This window comes from Bacterioplanoides pacificum (assembly GCF_042648445.1).
GTDB lineage: Bacteria > Pseudomonadota > Gammaproteobacteria > Pseudomonadales > Oceanobacteraceae > Bacterioplanoides > Bacterioplanoides pacificum.
Genome location: NZ_JBHRYB010000007.1, coordinates 1 through 20505, shown reverse-complemented (window position 1 = coordinate 20505; position 20505 = coordinate 1). Strand labels below are relative to the sequence as shown.

The following is a 20505-nucleotide window of genomic DNA, read 5'->3' as shown; positions in this document are numbered from 1 at the left end:
CTGTATCAGCTCTGCTTTTTATTCAGCGAGTTAATAATCGACATTGAAGAAGCCACCAGAGAACTGGCGTCAGTACCACCTTCCGGCAGTAACACCACGGAAGATTCACGGGCAATCGCTTCTTTCGCGTTGATGGCTTTGGTTGCCAGGTCCAGCTGAATCGCTTTCTGACCCTGTTCGGTATCAGCCGCTTCACCCACTTTACGTAATGCATCGGCCTGTGCTTCTGCAACTGCGGTGATCGCACGTGCTTCACCTTCGGCTTTCAGGATCTGTTCCGTTTTATCGGCTTCTGCCGCCAGTACCTGCGCCTGCTTTTTACCTTCCGCGACGTTAATGGCCGACTGACGGTCACCTTCGGATTCCAGAATCTGAGCACGTTTCACCCGCTCAGCTTTCATCTGCGCTTCCATCGCATCCATCACCGAACGTGGTGGCACAATATCTTTGATCTCGTAACGCAGAACCTGAATGCCCCATGGCTCAGACGCTTCATTGATGGACTCAACAATCGCTGCATTAAGCTGGCTACGTTCTTCAAACGTTTTATCCAGCTCCATTTTACCCAGCTCAGAACGCATCGTGGTTTGCGCCAGCTGAGTCACAGCGAACACATAATCGTCCACACCATAAGTCGCTTTGTAAGGGTCCAGCACCCGGAAGTACAACACGCCGTCAACCGACAGGGTGATGTTGTCCTTGGTGATCGCCGACTGGCTAGGTACATCCACCGCCTGTTCTTTTAAGCTGCGGTCAGCTGCTACCTGGTCGATAAACGGAATAATAAAATTCAGGCCAGCTTCTTTAATGCCCTGGAATTTACCAAAACGTTCGATCATCCAGGCACGGTTTTGCGGTACAAATTTAATACTGCTTTTCAGCAGAATCACAACCAGTATCAGCGCAAAGGCCTCTACTGACAGAATCATATTAATCAAAGCTTCCATTGTATTTCCTTATATAAAAATGTTGCGGCGTTAAGCCGCTGATCAGTTTTTCTGACGGTCTTGCGCCAGAAACGAATACAGTTCCAGATCGATGATTTTACCGTCAAACTCCTGTTGTGCCGGTAAACACCCTTCATGCTGAAAACCGATTTGTTTCAGATAATTTTCGTGTTTTTCCGAACCCGCTGCCAGGCGCATTTCCAGTCTGTGCAGCTGCAGCTCGTCGAAACAAAAGTTCATCACCGCCGGAACGACTTCGGCAAGTACCGAAAAGTTAATGCTATCACTAAGCTCCCACCAAATCTGTGCGCTATCTGTCATCCAGTTGATTTTTTGTATGCCTATACGCGCAACCAGTTGCTGGTCAAACACTCCTTCTACCAGCCAGCAGGCACTTTCACGCACCTCGAAACGCATGGCCACCCGCCGCAGTTCATCCAGCGCCTGAGCGGATACCGTCATTTCAGCTTTGGGGATATGGGCCATCACCCGTGGCTGACTTAACAGCTGGTATAACGCATCACCGTCTTTATTTGCATCCGGCAACCGCAGGGCAAAATTCTGAGTCGAAAAATTCCAGTTCATCATTATTCTCCGCCAGTCTGAAGGTCAGCAACACGATGCAACTGGATGACATCGACATAGGTTTTTTCACCGTTGTCAGCAATCAGCTTCCAGCCATCACGCAGGGTTGCACAAGGCTCAAAACCAATACCTGCCAGAGTGTCGAGCAGCGCCTGATCCTGCCCGACAATCCACTGATAAGCAAAATTGCGCATATGGTATTTTTCACTCAGAAAATCCATACACACGGTTAACGCCGACGCCCGTTGTGCCAGGGTTAACGCCGCCAGGCCATCAACCCGCAACGTCGCCCGTAACTGCGATGGTTGCCAGTCAAACACGCTGACCATGCCCTGAAATTCGCCATTAATTTCCAGCGCCCACATCATTCCACGCTGAGTCGCCGCCATTTGCACGCTCAGTTCAATCATTCGCGCGATATGCTCCTGGGCGGCTTCGGACGCCGGATCCAGCGGCCGTTGTCCCGGCAGTTCAGGATGCTGGTAGAGATTTAACAGGTTGGCCTGATCATCGTCGCTCAGGGAGCGAACGCGGCCACGGAAGTCTGCACCTTCAAATTGCAGCTCGGGAGTAAAATTCATGCAGTATCACCAATGCTTGGTTTAATCGCTGATTTCATTACGGATGTCCGTAGAAATAACAGCCTAATATTTTCTGCCGCCGCGCCGAAGGCACATCCCTGTGCCTGCCGCGCGAACGCAACATCCTGTTGCTGCTCTCGAAAACATTAGACTGCTATTTTTTATTCGAAATTGGCGATCTTAATAATCATCATCGCCCTCATAACCATGGGCGAGGTTTTCAAATCGGGTAAATTTGCCAATAAACGCTAAACGGTCGGTACCAATCGGACCGTTCCGGTGTTTACCGGTAATCAGTTCCGCCACGCCTTTATCGGGCGAGTCTTCGTTATACACTTCGTCGCGGTAAATAAACTGAATAATATCGGCGTCCTGCTCGATGGCACCGGATTCCCGCAGGTCGGAGTTAACCGGGCGTTTATTCGGACGTTGCTCAAGCGAGCGGTTAAGCTGCGACAGCGCAATCATCGGACAGTTAAATTCTTTCGCCATCGCTTTTAACGAGCGCGAAATTTCCGAAATTTCCTGGGTACGACCTTCCGACGGGCCCGACACCCGCATCAGCTGCAGGTAATCGACCATGATCATCGCCAGGTCGTTGTTGTTTTCGCGGTACACCTTGCGTGCCCGGGCGCGCATTTCCTGCGGTGTTAACGCAGCGGTATCGTCGATATACAGTGGCAGGTCTTTTAACATATTGACCGCCGCCGACAGCTTGGGCCAATCGTCATCAACCAGCTTGCCACTACGGATACGGGTCTGATCGATTTTGCCAATTGAGGATAACATCCGCATCACAATCGATTCCGACGGCATTTCCATCGAAAACACCAGACAAGGCCGCTTACTGCCCAGCAAAGCATTTTCCACCAGGTTCATGGCATAGGTGGTTTTACCCATCGACGGACGGGCGGCAATAATCACCAGATCGGATTTCTGCCAGCCTGAGGTACGGTTGTCGATTTCAGTAAAGCCGGACGTCAGACCGGATAAACCATCCGGCTGGTTAAACATTTCATCCAGCTGATCCAGCGTGCTTTTTAACAGTGGCGCCACCACCTGCGGGCCACCGTCTTTGCGGTTACCTTCGGCAATCTGAGCGATCGACTTTTCCGCATCCGACAATAAATCCAGCGCGGTAGCACCATCCGGCTCATAAGCCTTGTCCATCATCTCGCTGGCGGCTTCAATTAACCGTCGCTGCTGCGAACGCTCACGCACAATCTCAGCGTAAGCACCACAGTTATCAATGGATGGCGTCATATCCACCAGCTGGCTGAGGTACGCCGCGCCGCCCACTTTTTCCAGCTGCCCGCGCTCTTCCAGCTCTTCGGCAACGGTCACTACGTCAATCGGCTGCTCCGATTTCACCAGATGACTGATGGAACGGAAAATCATACGGTGATCATGACGATAAAAATCACTGTCCTGGGTGGTTTCAGAGATCGCTTCCCAGGCCCGTTCATCCAGCATCAGCGAGCCGAGTACCGATTGCTCTGCCTCGACCGAATGAGGAGGGGTACGGCCTGTGCCACTGCTGGCATTCATATCGCCATCGGCGTGTGGAATGTAGTCGTCGTTCATAAGCCCGTTGTTTATCAGCCCGTTGTTTATCAGACCAGAGTCGTCTGTAACACCGCAGGAATCGTCAGATACAAAAAAGGCACTATCTGCACAATCCCCGATAAGGAAAAGAGCCTAATAGTGCCTTTTTCTGTTGCAACTGTCATCCGGCCAAAGGCGGATGAGTTGCTAACAATACTTACTCAGCAACAACGTGCAGTTTCAGTACCGCGTTCACTTCAGCGTGCAGGTGGATCGCAACGTCGAACTCGCCAACAGAACGGATAGGACCGGTAGGCAGACGAACTTCAGACTTGCTCAGCTCAACACCGGCTTCGGTAGCCAGCTCAGCGATGTCACGGTTACCCAGAGAACCGAACAGCTTACCTTCGTCGCCTGCGCGTACTGCAACAGACAGCTCGATGCCTTCGATTTTCTCTTTACGGCTGTTTGCTTCAGCCAGTTTTTCAGCTGCTGCTTTTTCCAGCTCAGCACGACGAGCTTCGAACTGCTCAACGTTAACTTTAGTTGCAGGAACCGCTTTGTTTTGCGGGAACAGGAAGTTACGTGCGTAACCTGGCTTAACCGTTACCTGTTCACCCAGTTCACCCAGGTTTGCTACTTTTTCTAACAGAATAATTTGCATAATCAATTCCTCATTACAGGGCCAGACCGTTAAAAGGTTCAGTCTGCCGTGTCTTTTGGTAGTCGCGCGCGGAAGTTCCATGCACTGTCCAGACACGCTACGAAAATTAGTAATGTGTACATGTATTGCCCTAACACGAATAAACCGATGTAAACAACGATCATCCAGTTCGGGCTGGCTTTGGTCTGAGAGACCAGGCCATGGAACAGAGCCAGTCCGGCGAGCATCAGCGGTATGGTTAATACCGGCATCAGACCTGCCAGCTCCGGATCCAACTGACCAGCAGTTAACATCACCAGCATGACCGGTAATGAAAAAGCCAGTGGCAGTCTGAGCTGTTTGAACTCGGCACCAAACCCGCCCGGGTTATAAAAGGTGCTTTGCCAATAGCGTCCCAGTAACAGACACAACATAAATACCAGCGCATGCAACGCGGCTAATACTCCACTGATCATGGGTGCCACTAACGGCTGCAACTGAGTTAATAACTCCGGTTGCTCCTTTAAGGCTTCCGCAATCAGCTGCTCACTGCTGTCTTTTACCTGAGGTAACACCTCGGGTAACAGCAACGGCAACAGGAAATACACCACAATGCCTGATACCGCTGACACCATCACCGTCCAATCGAGACGAATGGTTGCCCGCAGCACCACCGCCAGGGCGCTGGTGCCCAAAGCAGTTAACAACGGCGTCGGGTCGCCCATGGCCAGCCAGGTAATTCCCGGCAATAAAGCCCATAACACAACCTGAGCCGCCTGTTGCCAGCCATACCGCAAAATAACCAGCGCTAAAATTGCAGCGCCAAGCCAGAAAAACAGCGGTATCGCCAGACAAGCACCGGCCGCGACAGTTGCCTGCCAGCGGCCGGTCATGGCCCATTGAGCCAATTTCTTCATACGCTAAAAACCAGAGCGATTAATTATCGTGCTGATCAGTGTATGGAAGAAGGGCAATATAACGAGCGCGCTTGATCGCAGTGGATAACTGACGCTGATATTTTGCACGGGTACCAGTGATACGGCTTGGTACGATTTTGCCGGTTTCAGTGATGTAACCTTTCAGAGTATCCAGATCTTTGTAATCGATCTCAGATACGCCTTCGGCAGTGAAACGGCAGAACTTACGACGACGGAAAAAACGTGCCATGACTCAGTCTCCTATTACTCAGCGCTGTCTTCAGCTTGGGTCTCTTCAGCAGCTTCTTCAGCTACTGGTGCTTCTTTCTTCTCTTCAGAGTTTTCCTGACGAGATTCGCTGCGACGACGATCTTCACGGCTTTCAGCAGCTTTGATCGGAGACATATCAGTAACAGCTTCGTCACGACGGATTACCAGGTTACGCAGAACAGCGTCGTTGTAACGGAAGTTGGTAGTTAGTTCGTCCAGAGCGTCCTGAGAACACTCAACATTCATCAGAATGTAGTGTGCTTTATGAACGTCGTTGATTGGGTAAGCCAGGTGGCGACGACCCCAGTCTTCGAAGCGGTGAATCTGGCCACCGTCAGCTTCGATTGTATTGGTGTAACGCTCTACCATAGCTGGTACTTGTTCGCTTTGATCTGGGTGTACCAGAAAAACGATTTCATAGTGACGCATTGTCAGCTCCCTATGGGTTATAGCCTTCCGGCCCATCCGGTAAGGCAAGGAGTTTGCCCTCACTGTTAACAGGAACAGTGTATTACTCTGCAGTAGAGCAATTGACGGACAAAATGGAGCGCGGATGTTAACAGAGGGCGGCGCCCGGTTCAAATGTTAAACAGTTAGCCGCAAGTCGGCGTGGCCGGCTGCGACAACCCGCCACAGCGACGCCCGGCTGGCGAAGCGCTACTATTTATTACCACCGAGTTATACAAATCCCGGCGTTTATCAGACTATGAGGGTGGTGTGGTAACGCCCGGCTCAGTGCAGACAACGCATTCAGACCAGCCTGAGGGTGCTGGCCTGAATGCGTTTTTTTATGCCACTAAACTGAGCTCGCACGCTGGCGGGTGAAAGCCGGCAAGGTATGCGCTGACAAAAACCCGTAAAAACAGCTGTACCTGTTTTACTTGTGCACAAGTCAAGCCCTGAAACGACTGAAATGGCAACTTTTTCCACCGTCGCGCTCTTGTGCATAAGAAACCTCTGTCAAGCGTTAAGTTCCCCACAGAAACTGTGAATAACTTTGTGAGTAATCTGATTAAAACTGTCACAAAGCCAGTAAAACCGGGCTTATCACAAATTGGTCTATTTTTTACACAGCTGAGAAAAAATCGAAAAAACCTTATATTTCAAGGGCTCCAGCCCGATCTGATACGAAAGTGCCAATTTTTTATAAGGCGATCAAAGTCAAGGGCAAAGCGGATAAAAATTCATTCGGACGAACATTTGCCTGGGGAAAATCAATCATGGATTTCCACAGTTTCTGTGGATAATTCTGTGAATGAGTTGCTTATAACGATGCCAAACAGGCTTTTACATTAGCTCTCCGACAGATTGATCATTTTTTAACCAGTCAAAATAAAAAACCGCAACCAAACCTGAACGACAGGCCCGGCTGCGGTTGAACAACAGGCGAAATCAGTGCTGCAGCATCACCACATGCTGGCTTGCAGACTCAGCGAGTAGCTCCGCGGCAGGCCGATCACTTCGGATGCATTACGCGAGCCCTGCGGCTGTTTACTGGCGGCCTGTACATATTCACGATCAAAGAGGTTATCAACCGCGAACGTCAGCGTCACATGATCCCATTCGTAGCCGACCGACGCGTTAACCACAGTACGTGCATCGTTGCGTGGATCATAACGGCTGCCATCCTGCAGATTTGGATTCACCCGCACATAGGAAGTGTCCTGATAATTGGCATTGGCATTAACAACAAAACCATTATCCATGCGGTAACTACCACCCAGGTTTGCCGTCCATTCCGGGGCGTTAGCAAAGGCACGGCCTTTCAGATCATCATCCCCTTCGGTAAAGCGGGTAAATTCAGTCTGACTATGACCAAGGCCAAAGTAACCGTTAAAGTTGGCGTCAAAGTACAATAACTCCAGTTCTGCGCCCTTCACGGTCGACTCACCGGCATTCACGGTTTCGGTATCAAACTGGCCGGCATCGCCCTGAATACTGACCTGCTGATCCTGCCAGTCGAGATAAAACACATTGGTGTTGGCGGCTAAACGGCCATCCAGCCACAGACTGCGTACAGCCCATTCATAATTGGTGACGTACTCAGGGTCATAGCTGTATACCTTACCCTGAGCCAGGTTCTGCCCCACCCCTCCGGAACGATAGGCTTTCTGTACCACCAGGCTGGAAGAAACCGCATCACTGAAATGGTAAGTAGCGCCGATTTTTGGCAACCAGGCAGAAAACGTTTTATCAACCCGTGGCTTCACCACCGAGGCATCGGTGGCGGTTTGTAACAGACGGCCGTTAATCAGGCTGATGGCACCCGCCGCTAACTGACCGGTCTGCGCATCGGTTTGTTGTGCCACCGCAGCACCCACCGCCGCCGGGTCCGGTAACTGGCTGGCAATCGCAACCACATCTTCGCTTTCATTTTCCTGCTTTTCCCGGTCGTAACGGATGCCGGCAAGCAGATCGATACGATCATTCAGCGCAAACGTCAGGTCAGAAAACAATGCCTGAGTGGCAACATCCACTTCGAACTGGCTGCCGTAGTCCAGCCCGGCGTATTCAGGATACTGATTCGCCAGCAGTGTGGCGGTTGGCAGATCGAGCGTGATGCCTTGTGACGCACCCAGCGCCACCAGCCCCGGGCCGGAAATACCGTATTGTGACAGCTGGATCAGACGATCACCGGAAGAGACATCTTTAACACTCTGATCGGAGTAATAAGCGCCGAATACACCGGATACCCGCTCAAACTCAAAATTCAGCCGCACTTCCTGGGTCAGCGTCTGTTCATCACGGTCATCGATCAGTTTCAGATTCTGATCTGCCCCGGCATCCCCATCCCAGTCATAGTGGTAATCGATATCGCTGTGTGACGTGATGGCATTAAGCACCAGGTTGGGGCTCAGCTGATAGGAAATATCGAGAATATTGTAACGGCCATCGAGGGTTTCACGGGTGCGGTCGTTAAAGAAGACCTGAGGATCATCATAACGGTCTTTCGACTGCAAAGACTGCCAGGGAACGCCAACCTCATTATTGTTCTGAGAATGGGTATATAAAATCTTCAGGCCGCTGACGGCACGCGGTTCAAATAAAACCTTGGCGCGAACATCGGCGCTTTCCCGATAATCAGCATTCTCACTGCGGTTAGGGTTATCGATATAGCCATCGTAACGACGTTCCTCCGCGGCAATACGAAATGCCAGCTGATCTTCGATCAGAGCACCACCCGCCGCAGCCGCTAATTCTTTACGCCCATGGCTGCCGGCAATCAGCCGCGCTTTGGCATCCCAGTCATAGGTCGGATCTTCGGTACGGATAATCACCGCACCCGCCAGCGCGTTACGTCCCTGCAGGGTCGACTGCGGTCCGCGCAATACCTCAACCTGGGCCACATCCCAGACAGAAGTCCCTTGTTTCAGGGCGCGGTAGGATAACGGCGCACCATCCAGATACATACTGGCCAGGTAGCTATTACCGCCACCCGACACCCCTAAAGCATCAATGCCGCGAATCGTAAAACTGTTACCTGTGCCGGTAACCGGCGTCACATTGGGAGTGCGATCAAAGGTATCGTAGATATCCGTCAGGCGTTCATCAGCAATCTGCTCAGCATCGATAATTTTTACACTATCGACGGTATCCTGCAGGCTGCGTTCTGTTTTTTGGCCGGTGACCACAACGCTGCTCAGGGTAACCTGATCGTCAGCGGCATGAGCCACGCTTGCCAGCAGAACAGCCACGGCCAGCGGGGTTTTGGTAAGTATTGTCATAATCCGGTTCCTTAATGAGAGCAATTACCATTTGCTGCGAACTATATCGACAAAGATCATATTTGCAATACATTCTCATTAAGATTCTCATTTGAATTAATCAATCCGCTGCCCGGGGCCCATACAAAAACACCCCGGCAAGCCGGGGTGCTCAGTACCACCTGCGATCAGCCCAATCGCAGGTTACTGACCTTATTCAGCGATCAGAGCCGCCATCATCTTCTGACCGATGTCAGTATGATGTTGCAGTGTCGAGAACTGCTTAGTGATGGCTTCAGGACCAAAGGCATACACAGGAACCGGTGCTGCGGTGTGAGTACCATTGCCCCAGGTAACGCTTTGTTTAGCCGCCAGCTCGCGGCCAATCAGGGCACCGGTATCTTCGTCAGCGTAAACATAGAAGTCTGAAAAGTCGTTGAACAAGGGAATGTTCGTGGCCTTCAGGTAACCGTGATCCGGATGTTGTTCTTCCACAGGCACGTCATAACGGGCGGCAATACGTTCTCCGGATTCGTTATCGATGCGGAAGTCTTCATGCACACTGGCATTCACTTCTTCAACCCAGGCCGCTGCGCTGCTGTTTGAGAAATCCCAGTCACCATTCACTGAATCGAGAATGTCGTAGAACGAACGTTTCTGTGCATAAATTTTGTCCAGTGTGGCCAGCGAACCAAAGTTGTAATTCGGTTTGTAATCACGCGCACTGCCGTCACTGTTGACCATCCCGTCACCCGCCAGGGTTTTAGCCTGCGGAATATCATGCTTGTGGTAAGCCACACCAAAACCACCAGTTTCGTGGTCGGCGGTGACAACCACCAGCGTATCGTCACGCTCTGCAACCCATTCGTACACCGCCTGAACCGCTTCGTCGAACTTCAGCATTTCGTGCAGTAACCAGCCGGCATCGTTAATATGACCTGCCCAGTCAATCTGACCACCTTCGACCATCAGGAAGAAACCATCCGGGTCCTGAGACAAAATATCCAGCGCTTTTTTGGTCATTTCTTTTAACGATGGCTCATCAGCACACTTATTGCCCGGCTCAACCGTTGCTGCATTTTTGCAGTGGGTATATTCAATACCATCGTTCATCGCTGAATCATCAAACAGACCCAATAATTTACCGCCGGATACCGCGTTCATCTGAGTGCGGTCAAAGGCCAGAGCGTAACCGGCATTTTTTGCTTCCGTTAATAAACGGCGATCATCATCCAGACTACGCTTGGTTTTTTTAATCACGTGCGACGGTGCATTTAACTCAGTCGCCAGTTCAGCAAACTTCTCTTTCCGCAGCGCTTTCTTCTGATCGTCATCCATGCCGGTTAAATCAACACCCGCCAATGGATCGTGAACCCAGTGACGTGAGCCACCACCCAGTAACACATCAACCTGAGCGGCTAATAAATCTTCCGCAATGTCATTTTCCAGGCTGCGGTGAGGACGGTGTGCAGCAAAACCCGCCGGCGTGGCGTGAGTTAAACGGGTATCGGTAATCAGGCCGGTGGCTTTACCCATTTTGCGGGCTTTTTCCAGAATGGTTTCGACTTTATTACCGTTATCATCCAGGCCAACCGCCTCAGAAATCGAGCCCTGCCCGGTCGCCAGCTGAGTGGCAGAACAGGCGGAATCCACCACCAGTCCGGCATTAGTACCCATCGGTGCGGTCATTGATAAACCCAGCGAACCATTTTCTGCCAGCTTCTGCAGACCGGTGACACGATCAATATGTGCGGCATTGGCCGGTGAACGACGGGCATATTCTTCCAGAATACCAACCTGCTGTGCGCCCATACCATCACCAATCATCAGAATCAGGTTTTTAACCTGTCCCTGAGAACCCGCGGGTTCGGACTTATTATCGGAATCTGAGTCACTGCCACAGGCAGTCAGCATGGATGCCGTCAGAACAGCAGCCGACAGCTTGGTTAACATTTTCATACCTTCATGACACCTTATTTTTGTTCATTATTAATCGGGATTGCCGGGTGGCTTCCTGCCCCGAAGCAAAGTGGTGCCGGATCGTAAAAGCACAAGATGACAGTAATATTGCAAACCAGATTGAATACTCAATCAGTGATATTTTTATCCTGAAAAGATACTTCTGGCCGCTTTTTCAGCGGCCATAAAACACATCACTCCATGAAAGCTGAAGCAAAAAAAGGAAGGAGAAAATAAGGTGCTTCAGGCAGACGGGCAATAACCCAGCAATACATTCTTTTATTGGCCAATTAAAATTAATTTGCCACTTTCCGGATCGCGGTAAACCTGGCCCATCGACTGGTAACCCTGGGTTTTACCATTTTCCAGTTGCTGGCGTAATGATTCCGGCATATCGGTTAATTCACGACTGTGCTGCAGCTGAATAGTATCCTGCAACTGAAAATGCTGGCGTAATTCCGGGCTGACCGCGACCAGTGCGGCAATTAAGCCACAGGCAAACACCAGCATAATATCCACCAGATTGGCTAACGGACCGAGTGGCTCATCATCCTGAGCATCGAAGGAAGAACTGCGCCAGCGATCAGTCATAAGCCGGCTCCAGTGCGGCAATGGCTTTATCGTACCAGCGGCGCCGAACCCGGCCTAAAACAAACCCCACAATGCCGGCTAATAACCCCACCACCGTGGTATCAAATGCCACCGTCATCGCTGTTGTTAACACCGATAATTCACCGTCACCCAGTGCTGCCAACCCTGGCCCGAGCGGAATCAGAGTGCCCATTAACCCCAGCATAGGAGCAATACGGGTAATAAAATCAGCCCGCTCAATCCGGCGCTTGCCCACTTCTGTTAATAACGTTTTATCACCACGTTTGATCAGCCGGCAAATACCACCAAAGCGCTCTCCCAATGCCAGGCCGGTTTCATATAAAGCCAGCAACAGAAAGAATAACAGCGCCCAGACAACCGGCTGTAATAACAGCGAAGTCACCTGATGCATCACATTTAACGACAACGAAGAAAACATAAATACTCCGGCACAAAATGTCGGGCCAGCAGACGGTGGCGCAACGAAAAGTGAGCGGCACATTAGCAGGAAAGCCCACCCTTGAAAAGCAACAACAATTGACATTCCGGCTGGCCGGGGGTAGAACAAGCGCCGACGTTTTTGCCCGCTTCGGTATACCCGATCTGTGGCAACGTGGAACCCGGTGTAACTCCGGGGCTGTACCCGCAACTGTCAGGGTGGCACACCCACCTGAGCCAGATACACGTAGCGTCGCTGGATAGTACACCGGGCGGGAATACTCGGTACTGCGAGTGAAGCCGTGGTTCTGTTACCCGCCTCCGCGGTACTTTTTCTCTCCCTCAAGGCCAACCGACTTGAGGTTATTTATGTTGTTTTATCGCTTATTGTCTGCCACCCGGCTGACACGGTTATTATTGTTGTTTGCAATCGCCGGCACGGCGCTGTTCAGTCAGGCAGAAACCAGCAATAACGATTACCTGCTGCTGTTAACCTCCCAGCGAAATGCGGAAACCGTTGCCGAAGCGGTCCGTTTATTTCAGCAGCAACATCCACAGTTATCCGTTCAGGCCCGTACCGACAGCCAGATTTATGAAGCAACCGAACAACAACGCCGGCAACTGGTATTAAATGCCCGGGCGATTATTGGTGCCGGATTATTCGGCCCGGCCGTTGCTGAACTGAGCCCGCTATTTTCCACCTTCCGCCAGCAGCACAAACCGCTGCTGGTGTTCAGCAGTGATCATCGCCTGGTCGCGATGAGCACACTGGCAGGACGAACCTTATTCAGCGATCAGCAACAGCTGCGGCAACTGAGCAAACAACGCCCGGGAGACAACTTTGCCGCCTGGCTGCAACAACAGCAACAGCACAACCCACAACAGGCACAGTGGTTACAGGCCCGCGCTTATTGGCAGGCCGGTGGCGAACATAACGTACAACAATTATTGAACTGGAGTTATCAGCAACTGGGAGAACCACTGCAGGCAGCAGCACCTGTGCCACAACCCCGGGTACGCTGGTACAGCAAAGGTACTCTGCATAACCAGCTGCCCGCGCCCGACCCGCGTCCGCTGGTTGTGGTGATCGACCATGCCGGAGGTGGCCGCCCGGCGGATGCTGCATTGTTACGCAACCTGTGCCAACAGATAGAACAGCAGCAACAACAATGTATCGCGGCACTGGCCTATTGGGGCGAAGCCGGCGTTAATGCCTTAAATGAACTGGTGCCTTATCAGCAACAACTCAGTGCCATCGTGATGCTGCAGGATTTTGTGATTGGTGGCGGCGAAGGTCGTCAGCGGGTTACCGAGTTATTAACACACTTTAATGTGCCGCTGCTGAAAGCGATTAAATTACGCGACCGCAGTGCCATGGAGCATCAGTTATCAGCCGACGGACTGGCGGCAGAAAAAGTATATTACCAGGTCGCCATGCCGGAACTGCAGGGTGCCTCTCAGCCGCTGATTATTGCCACCGCCGGCGAACAACATAACGACCCGCTCAGTGGTATCCGCATTCGCGCCATTGAAGCCAAACAGGATGGTCTGGCGGCATTAACCGCCCGCCTGAAACGCTGGCAAACGTTGCAACAAAAAGCCAATCAGGATAAACGCCTGGCCATTATTTATTACAACCATCCGCCCGGCCGCCATAACATCGGGGCAGATAATCTCGATGTACCGGCATCGCTGTGGCAGATACTTAATCAGCTCAAAGCGCGCGGTTATAACCTGGGAGAATTGCCGCAATCGCAGCAGGCGTTGCTTGATCTGATGCAACAGCGGGGCATTAATTTACCGCGTGATGCCAAAGCACTGCACAACATGGCGAAACAAATTCATACCATGGCTCCGGATGACTACCGGCGCTGGTTTAATACCCTGCCCGCCAGTGTTAAAAATGAAATGGAAAATGGACCGTTCGGGTTATTACACGAGCAGCTGAAAGCCGCTGTAACGGCCCGCAAACCACAGCTGGCCGATGGCCTGTTACATCATACCTTTGAAGAAATGCATCACCTGCTGGAAGGCGTTGATCATCCCGGGCGGCAACGAGCGCTGAAATTAATTGAACAGTTAGAGCAATGTTATCTGCGTACGGTAAAACATGCCGAACAAAACAATGATGGCCGTTACCCCGCTTGCCTCGATAAAGAAGCACCACAACTGATCAGTGCGCTGCAACAAACCGGTATAGAAGGCCTGGGTGGCTGGGGAGAAGCCCCGGGCAAAGTAATGACGGTCAATCAACAGCTGTTATTACCCGGATTGCAGTTTGGTAATGTATTTATTGGCCCGCAACCGCCACGCGGCTGGGAAATTAACGAAGAATTATTACACGCTAACCTGGCGTTTCCACCGCCCCATCAGTACCTGGCTTTTTATCACTTTTTACGCGATGAATTTAACGCCGATGCTTATGTGCATCTGGGTCGCCATTCAACCTATGAATTTTTGCCCCGCCGTAGCGTCGGCCTGGGGGAAGATGATTATTCACGCATTATCGGCGCCGATATTCCCGGCATTTATCCTTATATTGTCGATGGTGTTGGCGAAGGTATTCAGGCCAAACGCCGCGGCCTGGCCGTGATGGTTGACCACCTGACGCCACCGTTAAAAAGCACCCCGCTATACGATGAGTTGTTGCAGCTGCGTCAGCTGATTGAAAGCTTCGAAGCCAGCCACGGCAGTGGTAATGAAGCCGTGGCCCAGCGCCTGGTGCAGCAGATTGTGGCAAAAGTCGATCAGCTGGAATTACGCGACGAACTGGCTCAGGCGATGTCGGCAGAACTGGCCGTCATGGGCATCAGTTTTGAAGAAGTGGATGACGATATGCTGGTACACGAAGTGGGGCATTACCTCACCGACCTGCAGGAACGTTTTATGCCGCTGGGGCTGCATATTTTTGGTAAAGACTGGAAAGATCCGGCGGTCGAAATGATGCTGCAATCCATGTTAGGTCGCCATCAGGATAACGATATCAGCACTAACAACGATGACCGCAGCGCAGAACAACAACGCTGGAAACAGCTGCTGCAACAATCTCCGGCCGCCGAAATCAATGCCCTGCTGAATGGTTTAAATGGCCGTTATGTGGCTCCCGGCCAGGGCAATGATCCGATTCGCAGCCCCGATAGTTTACCGACAGGGCGTAATTTTTATGCGCTCGATTCCAGTTTAATTCCCTCCAAAACAGCCTGGCAGCTGGGCCGAGAAATGGCGAGCCATGCACGCCAGAATAATCCTCAGAATGCCGATAAAAACGAAGCGGTCATCTTATGGGCCTCGGATGTGGTGCGCGACGAAGGCGTTATGATTGCGTTTGGTCTGGATATGTTAGGGCTGGAGCCGGTGTGGAACAGCCGTGGCCTGGTGAAAGGTTTAAAACGCCAGACGCTGGAAGCGGGCCGAACACGGCGCGACATGATATTTACCAGCTCGGGATTATTCCGCGACTTATACCGGCCACAAATGGTGTTATTAAATCAGGCAGGATTAATGGCGCTGGCCGCCTCAGCCGATACCATTCGCAAAGACTATCCGGCACTGACGCTGGCATTACAGCAGGCGCTGCAACCGCTACAGGCCCACGACCACTATAACGCCGGCCAGCCGGCCGATGAAACGCTGCAACAAAACCGGGTGGCCGCACACTGGGTTGAACAGACACGATTATTATTACGTCAGGGCCAGGCTGAGGAACAGGCCGGTGTGTTAGCCAGCATGCGGGTATTTGGCGATGCACCGGGCAGTTATGGCGCCGGTATAAACCGCATGGTGGAACGCTCCGGCGCCTGGCAACAACGCAGCGAACTGGCCGATGTATATATCCGCCGCCTGGGGCATAGTTTTGGCCTGAACGACTATGGCACACCGGCCCAGCAGGTTTTCAAAAACCTGCTGAAAAATACCGAAAATACCTACTTTGGCCGCTCCAGTAATTTATACGGTTTAATCGATAACAACGACGCCTTTGATTATCTTGGCGGCCTCAGCCTGGCGGTGGAATCGGTCAGCGGTCAGGTGCCGAATAATTATGTGCTCGACCACAGTGATCCACAGCAGTTTAAAGTCCGCCCGCTGGGCCTGGCACTGCGCCAGGAATTACGTGGCCGCTTTTTAAACCCGGAATGGTTAACCGGACTGATGCAACACGGCTACGCCGGCGCCCGTACCATGGGCAGTGAATTTCTGGAATATTTATGGGGCTGGCAGGTTACCAACCCGACGTTGGTCGGCGACTGGGCCTGGGAAGAAGTTAAAGCTGTGTATATCGACGATAAACACCAGCTGCAACTGGACGAATTTTTACAACAGGGCCATAACGCTCATGTAAAAGCCAATATGCTGGCGATTATGCTGGTTGCGATTCATAAAGAATTCTGGCGCGCCGATGAACAAACCACACAACAACTGGCCAGCGAGTTTGCTGAATTGGTTGCCGAAAACGGTTTACCGGGCAGTGGCCATACAGACCCGGATAACCCGATGTTAGGCTGGCTGGAACAACATGTATCGCAGCCACAATGGCAGGCCTTAAAACAACAGATCGACCAGGCTCGCCCTGCTGTTGATGAAGCAGCCAAACAGCAAGCCAAATATACCCGCATTGCCGAGCTGGAACCGGATACACTGGAAAAACTGCAGCAGGCTCAGAATGTGGCAGAGAATAAACAACAGCCGGAGCAGGCAAACAGCGAAGCATCACAAACAAGCGAACAAAATGAGCAACAGAATCAATACGCCTGGATTCAGACTGCCCTGATCATTTTTGCGCTGTTCGTTGTGGTTATTGGCTTCCTGCGCAGCCGGCGGTTGTAGCCTTCAGGGTAAACCGCAGGACTGGGTGAGTTGATATAAATCCTGGCCATACACCTCCCCCAAGCCCAATAAACAGTGTTTATTGGGCTTTCCCAGAAAAGGTAGCGCTCTTTGCTTTCGTACTTGCCTGCATTCCTCTCTGGTGATATTTTAAACACTAAAGAAATCAGTGGCTTACGGACGGGGTTTACAAGATAGTAGGCATCCCGTGGTCGAAATAGTGTGCGCGCACGCTTTTCTGGAAAGGAGTTGTCTGAAAAAATACTATTTGGTTTCAATTAAATATGCACTAAAGGTATTCATAAAGTGAACTATAAAACGCTTTTCATAAACGTTGCTTTCCTCTCTTTTTTACTAACTGGATGTGGCGGTGGCTCCGGGAGCAATTCCAGTGATAGCAGTAATGAAGATCTGACCGATGTTGGCACAGACCCGGTTCTGGATGATTCTCAAAACGATGGAGGTGAAGAGGACACGAGTCAGGACGAAGATAACACTTTAACCCGAGACTTGATTATTTCTGACGCAGATTATTCCGTGGGTACAACCATTCTGAGAGGACTGAGCTGGCCGGCCGGCGATTTACAGGTAGGGGCGCCTATCTATGCAACCTTTAATAACTCGAATTCTCACTCGATTGAGAAGGGTATTTCCGCAACAGATACAGTCGACGCCAGTGACTTTACCCCTGTTGTTACCACAGACCCTTCAAATGGCGAACCATTCCTTCGCGATATTGAATCGGTCCGATATACCGAAGCCGATGGTTCGTCAAATCGCTGGTTGATGAGTTGTGACAATACAAGCTCTGCCGGTCGCGCAATGGTAAAGGTTTACTCGGAGAATAACCCAAGCCCGTATCTGGCAGAGGTTCCGCTGTTTAAGCAAGAGATTGTTCAGGGGACTCTGCAAACCTGGACGATAAAAAATTGTAGACAAATCTCCATTGCCTCTGTGACAACAGCCTCATCGGGTTTTGGATTAGTGCTGTGGGCTATTGGTCAGGGGACTTTGTCCAATAATGGTCCAAAGGCTTATGAATTTCTTGTGCGTATAGACATGGATTACAACAAAAATGGTGCTCCAGACACTCGTGTTGTTGGTATTCCAACCTTGGTAAGCTATGTGAATACGGCACAGGGAGAGTATCTCTCGGTTGCGGGCTTCAGTTCTGATAAAGCCATTGTGGCGAGCTACACAAAGACGTCCAACTCTAATGAAATACGTATTATTGGAGACAGCTACAATCAGCCTTTAATGATCACTCAACAGAATAAGTTCACTGGTACGAATGGATTTATGAATGTTGCGGATATTCATCTCTGGAAGAAAAACACCAACGACTATCGAATTTATACGGTCAGCGGCACAACGGGTGTTTATGCCATTCAGTGGGATGCCGGCCAAGATCAGAAGATCGGAGAGCAGACCTATAGCAGCGGTGATATTCAGCATTGCACAGGCTCTATTACCGGCTTCCGTGATCCAGCAGCCACTGGCAGGCTCTGGTGTCATGACAATACGAATGCAGGCAACCTGCTCGAATTTGAAGCTCCAGCTATTGCAGCGACTGTGCTGTAGCAATCGTCACATCAATTTCACCTGAGCGGGTGAAGTTGATGTGGTCATCTTTATTTAAAATCAGTCAACTATCTAAGAGGTTCTTTAAAGATAAACAGAAGATAAACAGAGAAGATAAACAGGAAACCCACCCTAGCACTTCTCTCGTATTGATCAGGTTCGAGCCTGGATGAGGCAGCATTAAACAAAAAGCCCGGCAATTGCTGGGCCTTGTCTTTTGTTATTTATACTCAACGCAGTTAGGCTCAGCAATACAGATCCTTAAAGTGTCGGAGCTTTTCTTATAAGTGCCCGTTTGGTTCAGTGAGTTACAACCAGGGTCACCAACCGAAGATGATCCTGAAACATACCTACAACTGTTTATAATGTAGTTGCCTTGCGACTCCGTGCCAATAAGAGTTAATTCACAATTGCACTGCGACCCACTGGAGTCAGGAAAGTAAATCCAGCTTTGAGCCTTACTGAATGCTCCACCATTTAAATCAAGAGTCTCTTCACCATCAACCGACTTCCAAAGGCTAAATAAAGACTTTTCTTTATCATCAGATGAATCACTACCGCAGGCAGATATCAGAATTGCAGTGGCGAGAGTTAGTAAAAAACGGTTCATTTCAAACGTCCTTAAGTAAAATAAAAATAAGAGGTCGAAATATTAGCAAATCAGTTTTACATCCATTACTTACAAAAAAAATATTAGTACTTTCTCATTAGCAACACAGCCTTCAAAAAGTTGACGCGATAGATAACTTCAGTGATTAATAGCCAGGCCCTTCCTTTGTTCACGCATCAGGCATAGGCTTATCTAAGTCAATCAAGGGAGTCTGTTATGAGCGAAGAAGAAAAGCACAAAACCGACTATCTGGGTAATTTTTTACTATACGGCCTCGCCGCGTTTTTCATCATCGGTATGATTGAAATGAATTTCGCGGATAAACAGTCGGATAAACAGTATGNAAGACTCATGCCTAAGCCAAGAAAACAACAGGTCTCGCTAGACGCTACGCCTTACTATCACTGCGTTTCACGCTGTGTTCGTCGGGCATTCTTATGCGGGACGGACCACCTGTCAGGGCAGTGTTACGAACATCGCCGTGGCTGGCTGGAAGACAAACTACTAAGTCTGCCTGAGATCTTTGCTATCGATATCGCGGCTTATGCGATTATGAGCAACCACTACCATGTGGTGTTATTCATCGATGCCAGAAGAGCGAAAGCCTGGAGCGATATCGAAGTGATTGAGCGCTGGCATCACCTGTTTAAAGGAAATTTGTTTTCGCAGAAGTTTGTTAAAGGCGAAAAGCTTGATCATGCTCAGCGAGCCAGACTTCAGATTTACATTGAAGAATGGCGTTCCCGCTTGTCGAGTATTAGCTGGTTTATGAGAGTGTTGAACGAAGCGATTGCCCGAGAAGCGAACATCGAAGATGGATGTTCTGGCCGATTTTGGGAAGGACGGTTTAAGAGCCAGGCTTTGCTGGATGAAGCCGCTCTGGCGGCGTGTATGGCCTATGTTGATCTGAACCCCGTGAGAGCTAGTATTTCAAAGACTCCTGAAGCATCAGAATACACATCGATAAAACGGCGCTGTGACGCGGCGAAAAAATCAACCAATCCCAATCACAAAGCTCAGCAAGTTGAAACGCTTCATCCTTTTGTGGGCAACCCCCGTCAGAACATCCCGCAGGGAATTCAGATGAAACTGACGGATTATCTTGAGTTGGTTGACTGGACTGGCCGAATTCTTAGACATGATAAGCGCGGAGACATATCGAAGAGCACCGAGAATATCCTTGCTCGCCTCGGCATTGACGATAGCCAGTGGTTGGAAATGACCGAGTGCTTTGAAGAGTGTTTCCGGACGTTTGCGGGTGGTGAGCAAAGCTTACGTGCCGCTTGCGAGACGCTGAATTACAAACGACC

General features: G+C 50.6%; 16 protein-coding genes and 1 riboswitch. Of the genes, 3 read left to right on the top strand and 13 right to left on the bottom strand.

Annotation, left to right across the window (positions count from 1 at the left end; all coding sequences use genetic code 11):
* Positions 1-5: 5 nt before the first annotated feature.
* From ACFOMG_RS09610 to ACFOMG_RS09555, 12 genes are all read right to left on the bottom strand, one after another.
* Positions 6-947 (bottom strand): SPFH domain-containing protein, encoded by a 942-nt coding sequence (locus ACFOMG_RS09610; protein ID WP_376866283.1) that lies wholly within the window; start codon positions 945-947, stop codon positions 6-8.
* A gap of 42 nt (positions 948-989) precedes the next feature.
* On the bottom strand, positions 990-1535 hold the full coding sequence (locus ACFOMG_RS09605) for a GNAT family N-acetyltransferase (protein ID WP_376866282.1): 546 nt from the start codon (positions 1533-1535) through the stop codon (positions 990-992).
* Positions 1535-2113: a hypothetical protein gene (locus tag ACFOMG_RS09600; protein WP_376866280.1), complete on the bottom strand. Its 579-nt coding sequence runs from the start codon at positions 2111-2113 to the stop codon at positions 1535-1537. The genes ACFOMG_RS09605 and ACFOMG_RS09600 overlap by 1 nt, the downstream gene beginning before the upstream one ends.
* 180 nt (positions 2114-2293) lie before the next feature.
* Complete coding sequence (gene dnaB, locus ACFOMG_RS09595; RefSeq protein WP_376866278.1) at positions 2294-3697, bottom strand: replicative DNA helicase; 1404 nt, start codon at positions 3695-3697, stop codon at positions 2294-2296.
* A 178-nt stretch (positions 3698-3875) separates the two neighbouring features.
* A complete protein-coding gene (gene rplI / locus ACFOMG_RS09590) occupies positions 3876-4322 on the bottom strand; it encodes a 50S ribosomal protein L9 (protein WP_376866277.1) in 447 nt (148 codons plus the stop codon).
* 38 nt (positions 4323-4360) lie between these two features.
* Positions 4361-5218, bottom strand: a complete 858-nt coding sequence (locus ACFOMG_RS09585) for a hypothetical protein (protein ID WP_376866276.1) — start codon at positions 5216-5218, stop codon at positions 4361-4363.
* 19 nt (positions 5219-5237) lie between these two features.
* Positions 5238-5468 carry a 30S ribosomal protein S18 gene (gene rpsR, locus ACFOMG_RS09580; protein WP_094059612.1) on the bottom strand — a complete coding sequence of 77 codons (231 nt, stop codon included), beginning with the start codon at positions 5466-5468 and terminating at the stop codon, positions 5238-5240.
* A 14-nt stretch (positions 5469-5482) separates the two neighbouring features.
* Positions 5483-5917 carry a 30S ribosomal protein S6 gene (rpsF, locus tag ACFOMG_RS09575; protein ID WP_376866275.1) on the bottom strand — a complete coding sequence of 145 codons (435 nt, stop codon included), beginning with the start codon at positions 5915-5917 and terminating at the stop codon, positions 5483-5485.
* A 977-nt stretch (positions 5918-6894) separates the two neighbouring features.
* Positions 6895-9213 (bottom strand): TonB-dependent receptor, encoded by a 2319-nt coding sequence (locus ACFOMG_RS09570; RefSeq protein ID WP_376866274.1) that lies wholly within the window; start codon positions 9211-9213, stop codon positions 6895-6897.
* 192 nt (positions 9214-9405) lie between these two features.
* A complete protein-coding gene (locus tag ACFOMG_RS09565) occupies positions 9406-11151 on the bottom strand; it encodes an alkaline phosphatase (RefSeq protein ID WP_376866273.1) in 1746 nt (581 codons plus the stop codon).
* A 279-nt stretch (positions 11152-11430) separates the two neighbouring features.
* On the bottom strand, positions 11431-11742 hold the full coding sequence (locus tag ACFOMG_RS09560; RefSeq protein ID WP_376866272.1) for a DUF2149 domain-containing protein: 312 nt from the start codon (positions 11740-11742) through the stop codon (positions 11431-11433).
* A complete protein-coding gene (locus ACFOMG_RS09555; protein ID WP_376866270.1) occupies positions 11735-12181 on the bottom strand; it encodes a MotA/TolQ/ExbB proton channel family protein in 447 nt (148 codons plus the stop codon). The genes ACFOMG_RS09560 and ACFOMG_RS09555 overlap by 8 nt, the downstream gene beginning before the upstream one ends.
* Positions 12182-12317: 136 nt before the next feature.
* Positions 12318-12447, top strand: a riboswitch (cobalamin riboswitch).
* A gap of 102 nt (positions 12448-12549) precedes the next feature.
* Here ACFOMG_RS09555 and ACFOMG_RS09550 point away from each other — a divergent pair.
* Both ACFOMG_RS09550 and ACFOMG_RS09545 read left to right on the top strand, forming a co-directional pair.
* A complete protein-coding gene (locus tag ACFOMG_RS09550; RefSeq protein ID WP_376866268.1) occupies positions 12550-17004 on the top strand; it encodes a cobaltochelatase subunit CobN in 4455 nt (1484 codons plus the stop codon).
* A 306-nt stretch (positions 17005-17310) separates the two neighbouring features.
* On the top strand, positions 17311-18585 hold the full coding sequence (locus ACFOMG_RS09545; protein WP_376866267.1) for a hypothetical protein: 1275 nt from the start codon (positions 17311-17313) through the stop codon (positions 18583-18585).
* Between the two features lie 220 nt (positions 18586-18805).
* Here ACFOMG_RS09545 and ACFOMG_RS09540 read toward each other — a convergent pair whose 3' ends face one another.
* A complete protein-coding gene (locus ACFOMG_RS09540) occupies positions 18806-19195 on the bottom strand; it encodes a hypothetical protein (RefSeq protein WP_376866266.1) in 390 nt (129 codons plus the stop codon).
* A gap of 351 nt (positions 19196-19546) precedes the next feature.
* On the opposite strand from ACFOMG_RS09540, the gene ACFOMG_RS09535 reads away from it, so the two are divergent.
* The coding region (locus ACFOMG_RS09535; RefSeq protein ID WP_376866370.1) for an alpha-amylase family glycosyl hydrolase at positions 19547-20505 on the top strand (959 nt) is incomplete at its 3' end.

Excerpts from the sequence above, each read along its gene's own strand:
- ACFOMG_RS09555 (WP_376866270.1), bottom strand. The coding sequence starts at position 12,181 with ATGTTTTCTTCGTTGTCGTTAAATGTGATGCATCAGGTGACTTCGCTG.
- rplI (WP_376866277.1), bottom strand. The coding sequence starts at position 4,322 with ATGCAAATTATTCTGTTAGAAAAAGTAGCAAACCTGGGTGAACTGGGT.
- ACFOMG_RS09560 (WP_376866272.1), bottom strand. The coding sequence starts at position 11,742 with ATGACTGATCGCTGGCGCAGTTCTTCCTTCGATGCTCAGGATGATGAG.
- ACFOMG_RS09605 (WP_376866282.1), bottom strand. The coding sequence starts at position 1,535 with ATGATGAACTGGAATTTTTCGACTCAGAATTTTGCCCTGCGGTTGCCG.
- rpsR (WP_094059612.1), bottom strand. The coding sequence starts at position 5,468 with ATGGCACGTTTTTTCCGTCGTCGTAAGTTCTGCCGTTTCACTGCCGAA.
- ACFOMG_RS09610 (WP_376866283.1), bottom strand. The coding sequence starts at position 947 with ATGGAAGCTTTGATTAATATGATTCTGTCAGTAGAGGCCTTTGCGCTG.
- ACFOMG_RS09540 (WP_376866266.1), bottom strand. The coding sequence starts at position 19,195 with ATGAACCGTTTTTTACTAACTCTCGCCACTGCAATTCTGATATCTGCC.
- ACFOMG_RS09565 (WP_376866273.1), bottom strand. The coding sequence starts at position 11,151 with ATGAAAATGTTAACCAAGCTGTCGGCTGCTGTTCTGACGGCATCCATG.
- ACFOMG_RS09600 (WP_376866280.1), bottom strand. The coding sequence starts at position 2,113 with ATGAATTTTACTCCCGAGCTGCAATTTGAAGGTGCAGACTTCCGTGGC.
- rpsF (WP_376866275.1), bottom strand. The coding sequence starts at position 5,917 with ATGCGTCACTATGAAATCGTTTTTCTGGTACACCCAGATCAAAGCGAA.
- ACFOMG_RS09550 (WP_376866268.1), top strand. The coding sequence starts at position 12,550 with ATGTTGTTTTATCGCTTATTGTCTGCCACCCGGCTGACACGGTTATTA.
- ACFOMG_RS09570 (WP_376866274.1), bottom strand. The coding sequence starts at position 9,213 with ATGACAATACTTACCAAAACCCCGCTGGCCGTGGCTGTTCTGCTGGCA.
- ACFOMG_RS09585 (WP_376866276.1), bottom strand. The coding sequence starts at position 5,218 with ATGAAGAAATTGGCTCAATGGGCCATGACCGGCCGCTGGCAGGCAACT.
- dnaB (WP_376866278.1), bottom strand. The coding sequence starts at position 3,697 with ATGAACGACGACTACATTCCACACGCCGATGGCGATATGAATGCCAGC.